The 18,385-nt window shown below is 51.6% G+C and carries 17 protein-coding genes and 1 riboswitch; of the genes, 10 read left to right on the forward strand and 7 right to left on the reverse strand.

Annotated features, from left to right (window positions below; all coding sequences use genetic code 11):
* Positions 1 to 441 precede the first annotated feature (441 nt).
* The gene (gene msrA / locus C5S61_RS20725) at positions 442 to 996 is read right to left on the reverse strand and encodes a peptide-methionine (S)-S-oxide reductase MsrA (protein ID WP_110518390.1); all 555 of its coding nucleotides are present in this window, start codon (positions 994 to 996) and stop codon (positions 442 to 444) included.
* 203 nt (positions 997 to 1,199) lie between these two features.
* Positions 1,200 to 1,312: riboswitch (SAM riboswitch) on the forward strand.
* A gap of 68 nt (positions 1,313 to 1,380) precedes the next feature.
* Here msrA and C5S61_RS20730 point away from each other — a divergent pair.
* The 9 genes from C5S61_RS20730 to C5S61_RS20770 all read left to right on the forward strand — a co-directional run bounded on the left by C5S61_RS20730 (position 1,381) and on the right by C5S61_RS20770 (position 10,291).
* On the forward strand, positions 1,381 to 2,085 hold the full coding sequence (locus C5S61_RS20730; RefSeq protein ID WP_110518392.1) for a phosphoadenylyl-sulfate reductase: 705 nt from the start codon (positions 1,381 to 1,383) through the stop codon (positions 2,083 to 2,085).
* Positions 2,086 to 2,183: 98 nt separating this feature from the next.
* Positions 2,184 to 3,335 (forward strand): sulfate adenylyltransferase, encoded by a 1,152-nt coding sequence (gene sat, locus C5S61_RS20735; protein WP_110518394.1) that lies wholly within the window; start codon positions 2,184 to 2,186, stop codon positions 3,333 to 3,335.
* Positions 3,336 to 3,523: 188 nt separating this feature from the next.
* Complete coding sequence (cysC, locus tag C5S61_RS20740; RefSeq protein WP_110518396.1) at positions 3,524 to 4,078, forward strand: adenylyl-sulfate kinase; 555 nt, start codon at positions 3,524 to 3,526, stop codon at positions 4,076 to 4,078.
* Positions 4,075 to 5,736 carry a nitrite/sulfite reductase gene (locus C5S61_RS20745; protein ID WP_110518398.1) on the forward strand — a complete coding sequence of 554 codons (1,662 nt, stop codon included), beginning with the start codon at positions 4,075 to 4,077 and terminating at the stop codon, positions 5,734 to 5,736. The genes cysC and C5S61_RS20745 overlap by 4 nt, the downstream gene beginning before the upstream one ends.
* 548 nt (positions 5,737 to 6,284) lie before the next feature.
* Positions 6,285 to 6,884, forward strand: coding sequence for a precorrin-2 dehydrogenase/sirohydrochlorin ferrochelatase family protein (locus tag C5S61_RS20750; protein WP_110518400.1), 600 nt, complete (start codon positions 6,285 to 6,287; stop codon positions 6,882 to 6,884).
* The gene (gene cobA, locus C5S61_RS20755) at positions 6,881 to 7,672 is read left to right on the forward strand and encodes a uroporphyrinogen-III C-methyltransferase (protein ID WP_110518402.1); all 792 of its coding nucleotides are present in this window, start codon (positions 6,881 to 6,883) and stop codon (positions 7,670 to 7,672) included. Before C5S61_RS20750 ends, cobA begins: the two co-directional genes overlap by 4 nt.
* Before the next feature lie 291 nt (positions 7,673 to 7,963).
* Positions 7,964 to 8,728, forward strand: coding sequence for an SDR family NAD(P)-dependent oxidoreductase (locus tag C5S61_RS20760; RefSeq protein WP_110518404.1), 765 nt, complete (start codon positions 7,964 to 7,966; stop codon positions 8,726 to 8,728).
* Between the two features lie 58 nt (positions 8,729 to 8,786).
* Entirely contained in the window at positions 8,787 to 9,674 is an 888-nt protein-coding gene (locus C5S61_RS20765) for a diacylglycerol/lipid kinase family protein (RefSeq protein ID WP_164689696.1), read from the forward strand.
* 11 nt (positions 9,675 to 9,685) lie between these two features.
* Complete coding sequence (locus tag C5S61_RS20770) at positions 9,686 to 10,291, forward strand: glycerol-3-phosphate acyltransferase (protein WP_110518408.1); 606 nt, start codon at positions 9,686 to 9,688, stop codon at positions 10,289 to 10,291.
* Positions 10,292 to 10,407: 116 nt separating this feature from the next.
* On the opposite strand, the gene C5S61_RS20775 is transcribed toward C5S61_RS20770, so the two are convergent.
* The 5 genes from C5S61_RS20775 to C5S61_RS20795 all read right to left on the reverse strand — a co-directional run bounded on the left by C5S61_RS20775 (position 10,408) and on the right by C5S61_RS20795 (position 16,917).
* A complete protein-coding gene (locus tag C5S61_RS20775) occupies positions 10,408 to 11,799 on the reverse strand; it encodes a TolB-like translocation protein (protein WP_124033479.1) in 1,392 nt (463 codons plus the stop codon).
* A 24-nt stretch (positions 11,800 to 11,823) separates the two neighbouring features.
* Positions 11,824 to 13,167, reverse strand: coding sequence for a glycosyltransferase family 4 protein (locus C5S61_RS20780; protein WP_205701449.1), 1,344 nt, complete (start codon positions 13,165 to 13,167; stop codon positions 11,824 to 11,826).
* Positions 13,107 to 14,276 carry a glycosyltransferase family 4 protein gene (locus C5S61_RS20785; RefSeq protein ID WP_110518412.1) on the reverse strand — a complete coding sequence of 390 codons (1,170 nt, stop codon included), beginning with the start codon at positions 14,274 to 14,276 and terminating at the stop codon, positions 13,107 to 13,109. The genes C5S61_RS20780 and C5S61_RS20785 overlap by 61 nt, the downstream gene beginning before the upstream one ends.
* A 331-nt stretch (positions 14,277 to 14,607) precedes the next feature.
* The gene (gene pyrG, locus C5S61_RS20790) at positions 14,608 to 16,212 is read right to left on the reverse strand and encodes a CTP synthase (protein ID WP_110518414.1); all 1,605 of its coding nucleotides are present in this window, start codon (positions 16,210 to 16,212) and stop codon (positions 14,608 to 14,610) included.
* A 255-nt stretch (positions 16,213 to 16,467) separates the two neighbouring features.
* Positions 16,468 to 16,917 (reverse strand): MarR family winged helix-turn-helix transcriptional regulator, encoded by a 450-nt coding sequence (locus C5S61_RS20795; protein WP_110518416.1) that lies wholly within the window; start codon positions 16,915 to 16,917, stop codon positions 16,468 to 16,470.
* Positions 16,918 to 17,041: 124 nt separating this feature from the next.
* On the opposite strand from C5S61_RS20795, the gene C5S61_RS20800 reads away from it, so the two are divergent.
* The gene (locus tag C5S61_RS20800; protein ID WP_110518418.1) at positions 17,042 to 17,461 is read left to right on the forward strand and encodes an organic hydroperoxide resistance protein; all 420 of its coding nucleotides are present in this window, start codon (positions 17,042 to 17,044) and stop codon (positions 17,459 to 17,461) included.
* A gap of 64 nt (positions 17,462 to 17,525) precedes the next feature.
* Here C5S61_RS20800 and C5S61_RS20805 read toward each other — a convergent pair whose 3' ends face one another.
* Complete coding sequence (locus C5S61_RS20805) at positions 17,526 to 18,164, reverse strand: hypothetical protein (RefSeq protein ID WP_110518420.1); 639 nt, start codon at positions 18,162 to 18,164, stop codon at positions 17,526 to 17,528.
* Between the last annotated feature and the right edge of the window lie 221 nt (positions 18,165 to 18,385).

The following is an 18,385-nucleotide window of genomic DNA, read 5'->3' on the forward strand; positions in this document are numbered from 1 at the left end:
AATGTGCTGCGGACGCAGCACCCATCAGTTGGAAAGGTGCGATTTTGGCGATAAAAAATCCGCTGATGGCAGATGCACATCGGAGCGGAGCAAATCGTCAAATTGTGTGATGTTGAGCAAACATCGTCGCTGTCGGTCAACAGCCTGAGGATTCTACCACAGCCGCCAATCTTTGTCAAATCGAGCGCCGTGGGCGAGGTCTCAGTTGTTGGTGTCGTGACCGATGTGATTCAGTCATGCGTTGACAGCCCGTGGATTCTACCACCGTTCGTATGCTTTGTCAAATCACACGAATCCGATCCACGCAGGAGCAAAAAGCACGGAACCGCGAAGGCCGCGAAGCACGCGAAGGGAGCGGGGTGATGGGCTAGTGGCTATTGGCCTAACCGCTGATCCCCGATCCCCGATCCCCGATCCCCGATCCCTCATATGTTCTATGCTCTATGTTCTATGCTCTGATTTGCGTTGCTTGCTAAATTCTTTGCGAAATTTTTGGACTTTGGGCGAAACCACGGCCATACAATAGGGCTGAAATGGATGATGGGCAAAATATTCTTGATGATAATCTTCTGCTTCATAGTAATTATTAATTGGCGTAACTTCGGTCACAATCGGATCTGGCCATTGACCACTAGCGTTCAAAGTAGCAATTGTTTGTTCAGCAACAACTTTTTGCTCAGCATCGTGATAAAAAATGACCGAGCGATATTGTGGCCCTACATCATTCCCTTGGCGATTCAACGTGGTCGGGTTATGGGTAGCAAAAAAGACATCCAATATTTGGCTAAAATTAATGATACTTGGATCATAGGTTAAGCGCACAACTTCTGCATGACCTGTCTTCTTGCCACATACCTGTTCGTAGGTTGGGTTGGCAACATGACCGCCAGCATAGCCAGATTCAACACTAATGATCCCTTGCAGGTCATCAAACACAGCTTCGGTACACCAAAAACAACCATTACCAAGCGTTGCCTGGGCGTATTGTTGAGTCATTTAGTTAACTATCCTTTGCGATCGCAACTACTAGCTAGAGAGCTAGCTAAAATAAAATTTGGCTTTAGAAAGGCCTAAATCGTCCGTTGCACTCATCCGTTATTAAGTATACTCCAATTCTTGACTAAAATACGCTAGAATAATTCTTGACTTTGTTTATCAAGTATGTTATATTCCCCGCAGCTTAAAAATATATACCGTTGCACTCATCCAGAGGAGCGGAGGGATCGGCCCGACGAAGCTCCAGCAACCATCCTTAACCTGATCAGTTAAGTATAAGGTGCTAATTCCGACAGTGATGTCTGACAGATGAGCAGTAGTTTGTGACAGCAATGCCACGATCCCTACTCCTCATCTGCCCAATATACAGATGAGGTTTTTTTTATGGTCATGCACGCAACGCTGCCAAGCCGCGAGGCTCTGACAGCCCTAGATACGCAATTAACGAGCCAAACTCCGCAAGCAATTGTGCGGTGGGCTATCGATCACTATTTTCCGAACCTCGCCCTAACCTGCTCGTTTGGCGGCTCTTCTGGCATGGTGTTGCTCGATATGGCGCTCAAAATTGAGCCAAATCTGCCAGTGTTGGTGCTCGATACTGGCTTGCTCTTCAGCGAAACCTATGCCTTGGTTGAGCAAATTGAGCAACATTATGGAATTACGGTGCAATATTCGCGCCCAGCCCAAACTGTGGCCGAACAATCCGCAACCCACGGCCCCGAACTTTGGGGTACGAACCCAGATTTGTGCTGCAAACTGCGCAAGGTCGAGCCACTCAAAAATGTGCTTGCGCCATACGACGCGTGGTTAACTGCGCTGCGCCGCGACCAAAGCAGCACGCGCGCGAATACGCCGGTCGTTTCTTGGAACGACAAACATCAATTGGTTAAAATTTGCCCCCTAGCCTTGTGGACTGAACGCGATATCTGGCGTTACATTCATGCCAATGGTGTGCCATATAATCCATTGCTTGACCAAGGTTATACCAGCCTCGGATGTCATACTTGTACAAGCCACCCTGTGAACGGTGACCCACGCAGCGGACGCTGGGCCGGCTTTAACAAAACCGAGTGTGGACTCCATATCTAAATCACAAGCTGTTCGTTATGTTATGTGTAATCAATGCTGATTATCATAAAGTCGATACTTTATGGTAGCTATTATTATATCTTCGAGGGTGTGCTTCAATGGCTGTTTCATCGTTAATTTTGCCTCACGGCGGCACGTTGGTCAATCGGATTCCTAGTGGTTTGCTGCGCGAGAACTTGTTGCAATCGGCGCAAGAGTTGCCGCAGATTGTGCTCGACGAACCACATCGCGCTGATCTCTTGATGCTGGGGATTGGCTCGTATAGCCCCTTAACTGGTTTCTTGAATCGCCACGATTACAAGGCGGTCGTCGAAACTATGCACCTCAAAAATGGCTTGCCCTGGTCGATTCCAATTACCTTGCCAATTACTGAAGATCAAGCCTATGATTTGGTGCTTGATCAGCCAGTTGCCTTAACCGACGAGCAAGGCACAATTTTGGCAGTGCTCGAAGTTGAAGATATTTTCCCCATCGATGTTGAATACGAAGCCCAACATGTGTATCGCACAACCGAAGGCACGCACCCGGGCGTTGCGCGCTTGTATGCAGCACCACGCTGGCGGGTTGGCGGCTCAATTTGGTTGTTGCAGGTTGAACAAGGCGCGTTTCCGCACTTGCCACGCACCCCGCAAGAAGTTCGCCAATCGATCAGCGAAGCTGGCTGGCGCACGGTAGTTGGGTTCCAAACCCGTAACCCTGTGCACCGCGCCCACGAATATATTCAAAAATGTGCCTTAGAAGTTGTCGATGGCTTGTTGTTACACCCCTTGGTTGGCACCACCAAGAGCGATGATGTTCCGGCTCCGGCTCGCGTGCGTTCCTACGAGCGCTTGCTGCGTGAATATTATCCCGCCAATCGGGTTTTGCTTGGCGTTTTCCCTGCGCCAATGCGCTATGCAGGCCCCCGCGAAGCGATTTTCCATGCCTTGAATCGTAAAAACTATGGTTGCACCCACTTCATCGTTGGCCGCGATCACGCTGGGGTCGGCAATTATTACGGCACCTACGATGCGCAAGTGATTTTCAGCGAGTTTGATCCTGCTGCCTTGGGCATTACGCCATTGTTCTTTGAACATACCTTCTACTGCCAACGTTGTGGCGCGATGGCCTCGGCCAAAACCTGCCCACACTCCCACGAACACCACGTTATTTTGAGTGGCACTGCGGTGCGCGCGCTCTTGTCACGCGGCGAATTGCCACCACCAGAGTTCAGCCGCCGCGAAGTTATCGAAGAATTGATCGCTGCGTAGATAAAGAACATAGAGCATAGAACATAGAACATAGCTGTATTGGTTCATTGAATTGATGAGTAGTTAATGTGATGAACCAGTACACATTGAACCTAAGATTCGATGCTCTGGCAATGGAAGTAGTGATAATACAGGGATGAGTTCATCCTTCATCCCTTAGCCTTCATCCTTCCCATAAAGGATTTTCTATGAGTCAGGGATATATTATTTGGTTTACTGGATTATCAGGCGCAGGCAAATCGACGATAGCTGCTGCATTGGCGGAAGTGCTACGCGAACGCGAACAACGCGTTGAGGTGCTTGACGGCGATGTGGTGCGCACGCATTTGAGCAAAGGTTTGGGCTTCTCGAAGGAAGATCGCGATACCAACGTGCGCCGCATTGGCTGGGTTTGTGATTTGGTTGCGCGCCATGGCGGAGTGGCAATTGCCGCCGCTATCTCGCCCTATCGCCAAACTCGCGAAGAAATTCGCGCCAGCACCGCCCGCTTTGTCGAAGTCTATATCGATTGCCCCTTGGAAGTTTGTATCGACCGCGATGTTAAGGGCTTGTACGCCAAAGCGTTGGCTGGCGAAATTCCCCATTTCACTGGGGTTTCCGACCCATACGAACCACCAACCAACCCTGAAGTGGTGATTCCAAGCCACGCCGAAGCGCTCGATGCCAGCGTTGCCCGCATTATCAACAAACTTGAGGAACTTGGCTATCTACCGACGGTTGCCGCCGTTGAGGAGGTCGCATGACTGCTACAACCCAAAAACTCAACCCCGTAGAACTGCAAAAAATCGAAAAAGACGGCTTGGCGGTGCTCGACGATATTTATCGCTACGCCCAAAGCGGCGATATTAATGATGTAACCGAAAGCGATATGAACCGTTTCAAATGGTATGGTTTGTATCACGATAAGCCCAAAGATGGCTTTTTCATGTTACGGGTGCGCTTGCCAGGCGGCATTATGACCGCTGATCAGGCTGATGCGATTGTGCAATTGGCCGAAACTGTTGCCCCTGGGCGGGTCGAAATCACCACCCGCCAAACCTTCCAATTGCATACGATTGCCCTGCGTGATATTCCAACCGTGTTTCAAACCTTGGAAAGCGTTGGCCTTTCGTCGATTGAAGCCTGTGGCGATGTGCCACGTAATGTCGTCAGTAGCCCAGTTGCGGGCATTGCCGCCGACGAATGGCTCGATCCACGGCCATTTTTCAAGGCGCTCGATGAGCACTTTGCCTATAACACCGATTACTCGAACTTGCCACGCAAATATAAAATTTCGGTGGCTGGCGGTGGCCTCGACGCAACCCAAGCCCCAATCAACGACTTGGCCTTTACCCCAGGCCGCAAAGAAATTGATGGCGAAATTGTGCTGGGCTATAACGTTTGGGTTGGTGGCGGGCTTTCGCACGAGCCATATCTGGCGCAAAATATTGATGTTTTTGTGCCAGCCGATCCCGAATTGGTGGTCGAAGTAGCGCGTGCTATAACCTTGGTTTATCGCGATTTTGGCTACCGCGAAAAGCGCAACCATGCGCGGCTCAAATATCTGATTGCCGATTGGGGCGCAGAACGCTTCCGCGAAGAGGTCGAGCGCTATCTTGGCCATACCTTGGAGCGAGCGGCAACCGATGTACCGCCAGCAGTCTATAGCGGCGATGTGGTTGGTGTGTTTCGTCAAAAGCAGCCAAATCTGTATTGGGTTGGCTTGCTTGTACCAACTGGCCGCATCACGCCAGCCCAAATTCGCGAGGCTGCTCGCTTAGCGCGCGAATATGGCCAAAGCGAAATTCGCCTGACCCACAGCCAAAACTTGCTGCTGCCCTACATTCCTGAAGCCCGCTTGGATGCCTTGCTGGCCGAGCCATTATTGCAAGAATTACAGCCAAATGGGCCACGGATTCAACGCACGGTGGTTGCTTGCACCGGCTTGCCATACTGCAACTTTGCCACAATCGAAACCAAAGAAGCTGCATGGCAATTGGCCGGAGCCTTGGACAATAAAGTTGAGCTTGATGTGCCGTTGCGCATCCATCTTTCTGCTTGCCCACACTCGTGCAGCCAGCATAGCATCGCCGATATTGGCTTGCAGGGCGGTGTCATTCGCAACCCGGATGGTAGCAAAAACAAGTTGCCAGCAGCAGATATTCTGTTGGGCGGAGCTTTAGGCGACGATGCTGCAATTGCCCGCCGCGTGGCAACCAAAGTGCCTTGGTCGGAGCTAGCCGATCGTTTGGGCAACTTGGTAACGACCTACCAAACCCAACGCACCAGCCCCGAAGACCAGTTTCGCCATTGGGCCAAACGCCAAACCGACGACCAATTGCGCGACTATCTCGGCTTTGGCCAGCCAGAAACCGAAGAAGGCGTTTGGACTGAAGAAGGCTCATGGAATAAAAGCCGTTAGGATGAAGGATGAAGGATGAGGGATGAGGGATGAAATAGAGAACATAGAACATAGAACATAGAGCAGAGGGGGCGGGGCGAGGCGCACTACCAATCCGCAAGTTCATCAAGCAACGCTTGCGTACCACAAAATGTCCTTGAGGGGGTGCAGGGGAAGCCCCCTGCGTCTCCCGCTGGCGGGACGGAAGGGTGGAAAACCGCAGGATGAGGGATAAAGGATGAAGATTGATAGGTTCATCAAGCAACGCTTGCGTACCACAAAATGTCCTTGAGGGGGTGCAGGGGGATTAAAGCCCCCTGCGTCTCCCGCTGGCGGGACGGAAGGGTGGAAAACCGAGGGACGAAGAGCATAGAACATAGAACATAGAGCAGAGGGTGCGGAGCGAAGCCCACCATGGCGCAAATTCGATAGAAAATAATTGCTTTAAGGCTTCGCAAAAGCAAGATTTTGCTTATACTAGGCTTGCCCACATGATTTGCAATGTTGCTTTTGCCCAACCACTGCTGTTTGGCGCTGCTGTTGATTCAGCGGCTCAAGGCTGATTTGCTATGTACCCAGTAGTTTTGACCAATTTAGCCCAACAACGCTGTGTTGTGGTTGGCGGTGGCACGGTGGCTGAGCGCAAAGTTGCAGGTTTAATTGCAGGCGGCGCAATCCCAATCGTGATCAGCCCCGACCTCACAGCCCAACTCCAACACTGGCAAGCCAACGGCCAAATTCAGCACCTTGCCCGTATGTATCAGACTGGTGATTGTGATCAGGCGTTTTTAGTTGTTGCCGCAACCAATCAGCGCTCAATCAACCAGCAAATTGCCCAAGAATGCCACAACCGCCCAATCCTCCTCAATATCGCCGATGCTGCTGAAGAGGGTAATTTCATCACAACTGCTAGCCATCGCCAAGGCTCATTATTGTTTAGCGTGAGTAGCAGCGGGGCCAGCCCAGCCTTAAGTCGCTATCTACGCCAACAGCTGAGCAGCTATTTTGATCAACGCTATGCCACGCTGGCCCAGGTTGTCGCAAGCCAACGCAGCCAACTAGCCAGCCTCAGCAGCGCCGAGCGCGAGCACTATTTTGATCAACTGCTAGCTGCCTTAGCTGAAGAGCCAACAGCGAGGCCCAATCACTTGCCAACGGAGGATCTATGACACGCGAAGGCTTTGTTTCATTAGTTGGAGCTGGCCCAGGCTCCGCCGATTTAATCACGGTCAAAGGCTTACGCCGTTTGCAAAGTGCCGATGTGATCGTATTTGATGCCTTAGTTTTGCCCGAATTATTGGCCGAAGCCCGCAGCGATGCAGAGCTGATTCCAGCTGGCAAACGTGGCGGCCAACATTCAGCCAGCCAAGATTGGATTAACGCAACCTTGATTGAGCATGCCCAACGTGGCAAATTGGTCGTTCGGCTCAAAGGCGGCGATCCGTTTGTGTTTGGGCGAGGTGGCGAGGAAGCAGCAGCCTTGAGCGCCGCCGGAATCGCGTGGGAAGTTGTGCCAGGTATTTCTTCGGCGATTGCCGCCCCTGCCTATGCTGGCATTCCAGTCACCCATCGCGATGTTGCCTCATCGGTGGTGTTTGTAACCGGCCACGAAGATCCCACCAAGCCAACCAGCCGCATCAATTGGCAGGCCTTGGCTCAAGGCGTTGATACCTTGGTCTTTTTGATGGGTATCACGCGGATTAACCACACGGTTGCCAGCTTAATTGCCAATGGTCGGCCAGCAGACACCCCAACCGCCGTGATTCGCTGGGGAACCACTGACCAACAAAAAACCGTAGTCGCGCCGCTTGATCAGATTGAGGCCGCAGTTAAAGCCGCTGGCATTAGCGCACCAGCAATTTTGATTGTTGGCGAAGTAGTGGCGCTGCGCGAACAACTCAACTGGTTTGAATCGACGGTGCTCGAAATGCCCGAAGTTGTGCGCGCATTTGCCTAGCGAGAGCATAGAGCAAAGAACAAAGAACATAGATTGAGATCGGGCTAGCAATAGCCTGATCTTTTTTAACGCAGAGCCGCAGAGTGTTAAGGCTATGGACTCTTGGCTATAGGCTATCGGAGATTGGTGGGAACGCATAATGATTCTTCTGATAGCCCATAGCCCATAGCCTATAGCCACATCCCACTTCGTGTTCTTCGTGAATTATAATTTAATCCTTGACAGAGCACTATTCTGCTGCCTACAATAACGAACATATGTTTCGTTTTGAGGTATACAAGGAGCTGAGTGATGCTATTACGCGATAAAATTGCAGTTATTTATGGTGCAGCAGGCTCGATTGGCAGCGCAGTAGCCCGTGGCTTTGCCCGCGAGGGCGCACGGGTTTTCCTCACAGGCCGCAATCAAACAGCACTCGAAACGCTCGCCAACGAAATTCGTGAGCTTGGTGGCTTGGCCGAGGTTGCCATCGTCGATGCACTTGATCAGGCAGCAATTGAACATCATTTAGCCGAACTGCTGGCTCAAACAGGCAGGATTGATATTTCATTCAATGCAATTTGGATTCGCGGCGATTTGCAAGGCACGCCATTAATTCAAATGTCAGCTGCTGATTTCACTACCCCAATTATGACTGGCGTGAAAACCCATTTTTTGACTGCCACCGCTGCCGCCCGCCAAATGGTACAGCAACAATCAGGGGTGATTTTGACCCTCTCGGCCTCTTCATCAGTGCTATCAGGCCGCGAACGCCGCTACCATTTAACTGGTGGTTTTAGCACCGCATGCCTTGCGATCGAAGGCTTTACCCATAGTTTAGCTGGCGAAGTTGGCCCGCAGAATGTGCGCGTGGTTTGCCTGCGCTCCGATGCCTTGCCCGAAACTTGGGATAATCCCGCCGAGCAAATTCAGCGCTATATGCAAGATGGCACGGCACTTGGGCGCTTACCACGCTTAAACGAAGTTGCCAATGCAGCAATCTTCCTCGCCTCGGATTATGCTAGCGCCATGACTGGCACAGTTGCCAATCTTACCTGCGGCTCGATTATGGCCTAGCAAAGCCTTTAGCCCCTGCTATAATGCTGCTATCACCCAAATGACGAGGAGCATGATTATGTCACAACTGCGGCTAGCAGTCATTTTGAATCCCCATTCCAATCGTCAACGTGCAGCCCACCAAGCATCACACATTATGGCAATGCTGAGCCATTTTGGGCTTGAAGCCAGTTTATTCAAAACCACCCACGTTGGTCATGCGACGAGTTTAGCCCAGCAGTGCGTTGCTGAAGGCACGTGGGATGGCATCATTGCTGCTGGCGGCGATGGCACAATCAATGAAATAGTTAATGGCATGGCTGGCTCGCAACTGCCACTCAGTTTTGTGCCGCTTGGCACGGGCAACGATTTTGTTAAAATGCTCAAATTGCCAGCCAATAGCATTGTTGAGGCGATTCGTGCGATTGCCAACAACCAACTGCGCCAGATAGATCTGGGCATCATTAATCAACATTGGTTTATCAATGGCGTGGGCATTGGCTTAGATGCGAATGTAGCAATTGAGGCGCAGAAACTCAAACACATCAAAGGTGGCTTGGTGTATATGATTGCGGTGCTCAAATCAATTTTGCGCTACGAAGCCCGCGATCTGCTGATTGAAACCGATGATTTAACCCTGCAACAACGAATTAATATGGCAACAGTTGGCAATGGTGGCTATCATGGCGGCGGCTTTTGGGTCACGCCTGCTGCCAAAATCGACGATGGTTTGCTCGATGTATGCCTAACTGGCGAGCAATCGCGCTGGTCGATGGTGCGCGATTCGGCTCGGGTACGCCAAGGCACGCATGGCGATTTGCCAAGTGTGACAATGCTCAAAACCCGCACCTTTAAGCTGCATAGCGAGCGTGGCGTGCCAGTTCATGTTGATGGTGAGGTATTTAGTGCCAGCTTACACGACATCACCATCAGCATTCAGCCAGCAGCATTGACGATTCGGGTGTAGAGGGTTTTGTTATGCAGATTGTGTTATTGGGCATTTTAGGCTATTTAATTGGCGGAATTCCCTTTGCTGTGCCGGTTGTGCGCTTGCTGAGCGGCCACGATGTACGCTCGACTGGCTCGGGCAACGTTGGGGCGCGTAACTCGTTGCGGGTGGCTGGGGCTGGGGCTGGAATATTAGTTTTAGTGCTTGATGCACTTAAATCAGCCATCCCAATGCTGCTAACTGATGCGCTGTTTGCCAACAAATTGGCAGTTGCAGTAGTTGGGGTGGCTGCGGTTTCGGGCCATTGCTACTCGCCCTATTTATTGCTGCGCAGTTTCAAAAGCCCATGGCAGAATTGGCGGAACTGGTTGTTGCTTGTCGGCGGCCAAGGTTTAGCCACCGGGCTGGGCGTGATTAGCGTGTTCACGCCAATTTTGGCCTTGCCACTTTTGGCTGTCGGCGCATTTTTTGCCGTGGTTTTGAAGCGTAGCAGTTGGGCAGCACTGGTGATGATCAGCACTGCTCCAATCGCAGCCTATCTGCTTGGCTATGCAGATGTTGTTTGGCTCAGCATTGCAGCATGTGCCATCATCATCCTAACCAAGCTCTGGCAAGATTATCCTTTTAAAGAGTAGGCTATAGCCGATAAACCATAATCCAAGCATAAACTTCAGGTTTTTATGCCAAAACCCAAACCTGCTTGAATGCCAAGATCTACAGCCATCAGCCCATAGCCAGTAGCCTTTGAAATCTACCGCCCCCAATCGATACTGCCTTCTGCATCGACATTTTGAATCAACGTGGTGCTGAGTTTGGTTTTGGGATCGTAGAGTTGAATCGTGCCACTGCCGCCTGGGGTGCAGGCATAGCCATCGTGAGCACACACCACCAAGGCCAAAATTTCGCCAGCAGGAGCCCACGTAGCTTGCGAAACAAACTCGGTGCCAAATTCAACCAAGGCCGAAACTTCAATCGCGGTGCCAATATAATCGGCAACTTGGGGCTGATTGCCAGTGCTCATCACATTCAACATGGGGCTACCTTTGGCTCCGAGTGAGATATAGGCTACGCCATCGCCGCGCAAGGTTGGCCGCACGCTAGCACTTTGCACATCCATCGCCAAACCAATGGGCTTCGTGCCACCATTAATTGGATCGATCTGTTCCAGCGTGCTGAAATCGATCAATACCCGATAGCCAATAAAGCCAAAGCTATACAAACTGCTGCCATCACGATTCCAGAACGGCGCATAGAAAATTCGCCGTGGATCAGGGAAGGCTGCGTTTTGTACTGGCGCGCTGACTGGAGTCCAGCCATTTTGGCCTTGGCGACCAACGAGACCAACCGTGTTGAAGCCTTCGTTAATATCGCCAATTGTTGGCGAGACATAGGCCAAGCGTTTGCCATCGGGCGACCATGCTGGTTGACAGCCCTGAGCGACCGTTGTGCTGGTATTGCTGTTCAAATCAACAATGATCAATTGGCTCCCATCAGCGCAGGCCAAAGGATAGCGATTATCAGCATTGCCACTGACCACCGCCAAGGCTGTGCTATCTGGTGCCCACCGCGGCGCTTCGTTGACATTGGTGGTCAAGGCTTGGGCATTTTCACCATCACGATCGGCCACGAACAAGGTGCGATTATCCAAATAGGCGATTTTGGTGCCATTTGGCGAAACGCGTGCCAACTTGCCACGTTCAGCAATTAATTGTTCGGTTTTGAGTTTAACATCATAGCTCCACAAGCCACCAGCGCGCTCAAAATAGATCCAGCCACTGCTGGCGCTTGGTGGCGCTGGGGTTGCTGTTGGTTCGGGCGTTGGCGTTGCGCTTGGCAAGGGAGTCTCGGTTGGCGTTGGGCTTTCCAAGGGCGTTGCGGTTGGCAACGGCGTGACCGTAATTGGGCCAAGATTGAGGGTTGCGGTTGCCTGCACAGCGCTTGAGCGAGTTGGCGTTGGCGCGCCAGGCTCAGCGGTTACGGTTGCTGTGGCAGTTGGGCGTTGCAGCGCTTGGTTTACTAAAGCAAAAGCCGTTGCAGTTTGTTGACGTAAATTCGGGGTAACGGTGAGATTAACAGTTGCTGGCGTTGCGCTACATCCTACGAGGATCAGCGCCAAGAGCAACCAAGAAACCAATCGACGCATACGCCTTTTCTCCTACACAGTAACTTAATCGTACCCAGTCAGCGCTCGCTGCGCTTGCTGAGTCCATAATGTCCAATAGAGTTGCTCAAGCTGGGCAACCACCACCGGCGCGGCCAATCTGGTTTGCGCGGTTTGATATGCAGCTTGGCCTAATTGTTGCGCCCGCTCTGGATTTGCCAGCAATTCTGCTGCCAACCAACCAAGCTGTTGGGCTGAGTGCGCCAAATAGCCGTTCTCGCCATGAGTAATGAGGTCTGGCGTGCCACCCGTGGCCATTGCCACAATTGGCATGCCAACTGCACACGCCTCTAGCAAAACCCGACTCAGCGGCTCGCCCCAAGTTGATGGAAAGAGCAACAATTTGGCCCCCGCCATCAGGCGTAAAACCTCGTCATGCTCAACCCAATCCAGTGCCAGCACATCAATCCCTTGGGCTTGAATCGCTGCCACGAGGGCTGGATTCTGGCCGCCAGCAATCACTAAAGTAGCATTGCCACCAGCAGTGCGCATGCTTGCCATGATTTCAGGCAGCAAATATGCGCCTTTGTTACGGGCCAATTTGCCAGTGAACAACACATATGGTTGGTTAATGGTCGTTTGGGCAGGTGTTGCTAGCACTTTGGCAATCGCTGGCAAATTAACCATATTTGGGATAGGCCATAGTTTTTCGGGCGCAATCAGCGGGCTAAGCCGCTGCGTAATGTAAGCGCTCAACGAAATTACTGCGTCGCAGGCCTGCAAAAGCTGTCGTCGCCAACGCATATGGGCCTGAACATAGGGCATGGCCAATAACGAGAGCGCTCCCAGCAAAGGCTTGCGCCGCGCCACCAAATCAGTCGCAGTTGCCGCCCAACCAAACTTGTCTAACGGCAATTGATCGCCATGTAAATTGGTGCCAAAATAATGGTTTGGCCAATGGTCACGCACGGTTGCCACCACCGGCAGATTAAGCTGTTGCCCAGCAAGCACTGCTGCACCAATTCCTTGGACGTGCTGTCCATGAATAATCACATGCTCGCGTTGATCGCCGATGGTTTGGACAATTGCTTGGGCAAATTGCGGCCAGAACAGCTCAAAGCGCGACCAATTAGCCACAAACGGCAGCCGCGAGGGTTGATAACCAACCTCAACCACTGGCACGCCCGCCTCGACCCGATGCTGCAAGCCGCGTAGCCCAGCCTTGGGAACCAAAGCAGTTACCTGATGCCCGCGTTCGAGCAACGCCAGCGCTAAGGCATGGCTGCTCCAGCCCGCGCCACCAGTTCGTGGCGGAAACACATCGCTTGGCAAGAGCACGTGCAACGGTTTCAGCGCTGGGTGATCATCGTTTGTAAAATTTGCTTCAAGGCTTGGCAATGTTGCTCCCATGAATAATGTTCAACTACGCGCTGGCGGGCATTGAGGCCCCATTGTTGGCGGTGTGGGTCGTTGGCAACTGCCTGCATCACCCGCGCAAGGTCGGCGATATTGCCCGCTTCAAACAAGCCGCCTTCCTGCTGTGGCCGAATAATCGTATCCAATGGCGGAATATTCGCCGTCACCACGGGCAAGCCTGCGGCCATATATTCGTAAATTTTCAGCGGCGACCAAAAGAAGCCTGCTGATTGTAACGCTGGGTGGCGAGCCGGATTGAATGGCGCAACCCCAACACTGGCCTGAGCCAACAAGGCTGGCACGCGCTCATGAGCCACTACTCCAGCCCATTCAAAATGTTCAGCATATGGCGCAGCAAGCCGTTGTGCTTCTGCCTGTTCAGGGCCGCTGCCAATTAATAAAAATTTCGCCGTGCTGCCTTGCTGAATCAAGCGAATTGCCGCTTGAATAAAATCGGTTACGCCATGCCAATGCCGAAACGAGCCAAGAAAAACAAACACTGGCTGAGTTGGCGGATTGGTTTGTGGGCTAAATGCCTGAACATTCGCGCCCCAAGGCAATTCGACAATGCGGCTACGTTCTATTTCGGGCGGCACAGTCGTATGCAACGGAGTTACGATTTTGCTGCTATGCCGACATTGCCACGCCGCCCAACGCCGCATCGGGCCAGCGCTGCCAGGTAAAAGCCAGCCTAAAGCATCGTCTATTTGGCGCTTCCGCACCTGTGGCGGGTCAACAATTAAGGCATTAACTTCCAACAAGGTTGGAATCTTTTGGCGAGCCGCTACCAAAATGCCTGCGCCAGCAAAATTGTAATAGCGCTCCATCACCGCATCGGGCTGCAACTCGCGCACCAAGCGGGCAATCGCTGCATAGCCCAACAAACTTAACGGCTTCGGCAAATCGGCTTCGTACCACGTAATTGAGCCAGTTTTATGCTTGGGCAATTGCCATGGTTTGCGCCGTTGGCCTTGGGCTGGTCGCGTCACCACATGCATTTCAACGCCAAGTTGAGCTAGCCCTTGGGCAACTTCGGTTGTATGAATTGCGCCACCAAACGCGCCAGGCACGCGAATGCCACTGGCGATATATAAGACTTTCACAGGCAATCCCTACAATTTGTCGTTCAAGCTTTATTATAGCTGCAAACAAAGAACATAGAACATAGAGCATAGAACATAGAACATAAAAATTATGAAGGATGAAGGATGAGGGATGAAGGGGCTATGGGTCAGAAATCAAATGCCCATGGCCCATAGCCATATCTTCGCGCTCTTCGTGTCCTTCGCGGTTTCACCTTTCCGTGTAATTTGGGCAATTCGTGGCAAAAAAAGCTCTGCGTTAAAAAGAGAGAGATCGAGCTACGATACGCTCGATCTCAAAAACAGCTTGGTTATAATTTTGACTTCTGACTTTTGCACTTTGACTTTGGGCTTATTCTGCGGTTTGTTCCAAAGCAGCTTGTACAAAATCGCGGAACAATGGATGCGGATTATTTGGCCGCGACTTGAATTCAGGGTGGAATTGCGAAGCCACAAACCATGGATGATCGCGCAATTCAACAATCTCGACCAAACGGCCATCAGGCGAGTGGCCACTAATCACAAAGCCTGCTGCTTCCATGGCTTTGCGATATTTGTTGTTAAATTCAAAACGATGGCGATGGCGTTCGAGCGCCAATTCACGGCCATAGGCTTTGGCTGCTTTGCTGCCTGGCGCTAAAATACAGGGGTACACGCCCAAACGCATTGTGCCGCCCTTGTCGCTAATATCCAATTGATCAGGCATAAAGTCGATTACTGGCAGCTTGGTATTAGGATTAAACTCGGTTGAGTTGGCATCGGGAGCGCTCAATGCAAAGCGCGCAAATTCAATCGTGGCACATTGCATACCCAAACACAAGCCCAAGAATGGAATGTTGTTTTCGCGGGCATAGCGCACAGCGCGAATTTTGCCCTCAACGCCGCGATAGCCGAAGCCGCCAGGCACGATAATGCCTTGCACATCGCCAAGCATCGTCACCGGATCGGCAACTTCGAGTTCTTCCGATGAGACCCATTTGATTTCAACCTGAATATCTTGGGCCCAGCCAGCGTGGCGCACCGATTCGGCAACGCTCATATAGGCATCGCGCAATTCAACATATTTGCCAACAATCGCCACCGTTGTATGGCGTTTTGGTTGCTTGATGCCAGCAACCAACGAGCGCCATTCATCGAGTTGCACTGGCTGCGCAGCCAAGGCCAAGCGTTCGCAAATCAAATCGCCCAAGCCTGCTTCTTCCAAAACCAAGGGCACTTCATAGATCGTTTCGACAGTTGGCAGGGCAACCACAGCCTCGTTGGGCAAATCAGCAAACAGGGCGATTTTTTCGCGAATGTCATCATCAACTGGCAAATCGGAGCGACAAAGCACGACCGCTGGCGAGATACCGACGCGGCGCAATTCGGCGATTGAGTGTTGGGTTGGCTTGGTTTTGAGTTCGCCGCTAGCTTGCAGATACGGCAGCAAGGTGACGTGAATATAGATCACATTATCGCGGCCAACATCTTTTTTCATTTGGCGAATTGCTTCGAGGAATGGCAAGCTTTCAATATCGCCAACCGTGCCGCCAATTTCCACAATCACCACATCGGCGCTGGTATTTTTGGCAACGAGGGCCACGCGGCTCTTAATTTCGTTGGTGATATGCGGAATAACCTGAATCGTGCCGCCGAGGAAATCGCCACGGCGCTCTTTTTGAATCACAGAAGAATAAATTTGACCGGTTGTGATGTTATTAACGCGGGACAAATTTTCATCAATAAAGCGTTCGTAGTGGCCCAAGTCGAGGTCGGTTTCGGCTCCATCTTCGGTCACAAACACCTCGCCATGTTGGTAGGGCGACATTGTGCCGGGGTCAACATTGATATATGGATCAAGTTTCTGAATTGAAACGCTAATACCACGACTTTTCAGCAAACGGCCCAGCGAGGCCACGGTGATCCCTTTGCCCACCGATGATGCAACGCCACCCGTTACGAAAATATACTTCGTCATTGACTGTGCTCCGCGTTAAATAAAAAATCCGCACTGAATACATCAGTACGGGCCTTGATTATACCATAGATGCTTTGATCGTAGGGACAGCCTGCTTAAGGTGTTTTAGGTTTTAAGTTCCCTCACCCCAGCCCTCTCTCCCGTGGCACGGGCGAGGGGCTTTAACCTCATGGTTCTTTCGCAATCTGTAGTACAAAACGCGTGCTCCCCCTCGCCCGCGTTCAGTGGGCGAGGGGGATGGGGGGTGAGGGAAACTTAATCAGGGCTATTGGCCTCGACCGAAGCCATTACTTGGTGCAGCAAGCGTTTAAGCTCAAGATAATCGCTAGCATTTAGACCAAGCGCCTGAAAAATCGAAGCTGGCACATTGCTGGCCTGTTGGCGCAAGGCCCGCCCAGCTTCAGTTAATTGAATTTCAACTTCACGTTCGTCGCTGGCTCGGCGTTGACGCTGCAAAAAGCCAGCACTTTCTAGCCGTTTGAGCAATGGCGAAAGCGTCCCCGAATCAAGCTGAAGCTGCTCGCCAAGCTGCTTGACGGTTTGCGCTTCGTGCTGCCACAACACCAACATCACCAAATATTGCGGGTAGGTCAAACCCAATGCCTCTAAAAGTGGCCGATACGCTTTGTTAATTGCGCGTGAGGCCGCATACACATCGAAGCACAATTGCTGCTCCAATAACAAACCCTGTTCTGCCAAATTCATCGTCGGCCTCCTGTGTTATCCATAGCAGCACCGTAGCATGGAAATTAGCTCTTGACAAATTGAATTGCACACAATATAATTGCTATAAATATAAATTCAATGTGTTTGAAGGAGCTTGACGATTATGGCACTTAAAACCTTATATACGACCACGATGACTGCAAGCGGTGGACGCACTGGCCAAGTAACCGCGCCTGATGGCAGCTTGACCCTTGAATTGGCCTCACCAAAGGAATTAGGCGGGCCTGGTGGCGCGACCAATCCTGAGCAATTGTTTGCTGCTGGCTATGCTGCTTGTTTCCATAGCGCATTGAGCTTGGTCGCCAAACATGCCAAAGCCGATGCCAGCGATTCAAGCGTAACTGGCACGGTCAGCCTTGGCGCAAATGCCCAGGGTGGCTATGGCTTGGCCGTAACCTTGACCGTCGATTTGCCCAAGGTCGAGCGCGAAACTGCCTTGGCGTTGGTTGAAAAAGCGCATACTGTTTGCCCATATAGCAACGCAACCCGTGGCAATATCGAGGTTGAATTGATCGTAAAATAACCTAGAGTTTTAACGCAGCGGCGCAGAGAATAATATGTTCTCTGCGCCGCTGTGTTAAGTGCAATTAGGCTGATTTGAAATACTTCCGGCGCAACCATATGCCTGCTGACAAACAACCAAGGCCAAGCACCACCCACCAAATCAAGAAATTTGAGCCTTGATTGGTGGCCGGAAGTTCGCGCGGTAGGTCGGGATTTTGCGCTTGACTGGTTGGAGTCGTGGTTTGATCACGCGGCGGGACGGGTGGCTTGCCAACAGCGTTAAGAATTTCGGTCACCATCTCGGGCGTAACCATAGCAATCGGCCCACCATGTTGGTAACTACCATGCCACTGGCCATCTGGCCCAACTTGAATAAAGAAAAAGCGCTGATCGCCGACCTTCACCGAGGCTCGGCAACTCGCTCCATCGCCAAACCCATCAACCGTTACGATCTTGTTATCAACCCCTTTAAAATATTGATGCACTTCGATGGTTGCAGTATAGATCGGCCCTGTACTGCCCGATTGCTGGCCACCAATAACCGTGCCTTCGAAAACAATTTGCGCCGCATTAACTCGATCAGCAGTTGTTGATGGATCTCTCCTTACCCCAGGCGGTGGTTGGGTACAAGCCAGCGCCAACGTTGGCCACAAACCTAAAATCACCCCCAAAACCATTGACCAGCGCCGAATCAGCTTCCAGTGAGCGGTTGTCAACAGCATATGCGTCACCTCACCTAAATAGGCAATGCTGACGATCAATGATCGTCAGCATTACAGCTAGCTACACATATACTTAGTTTAGCAGCAACAAATGGCGTTAAATTGGATGTTTAGGCCCAGATCGGCTTGCAAAATGCACAAACCAGCCTTTAGTTATACGGGTTCATCACTTTTATTCCCTCACCCCAACCCCTCTCCCACAGAGCGGGCGAGGGGCTTTA

The sequence above is a fragment of the Herpetosiphon llansteffanensis genome (genome assembly GCF_003205875.1).
Taxonomy (GTDB): Bacteria; Chloroflexota; Chloroflexia; order Chloroflexales; family Herpetosiphonaceae; genus Herpetosiphon; species Herpetosiphon llansteffanensis.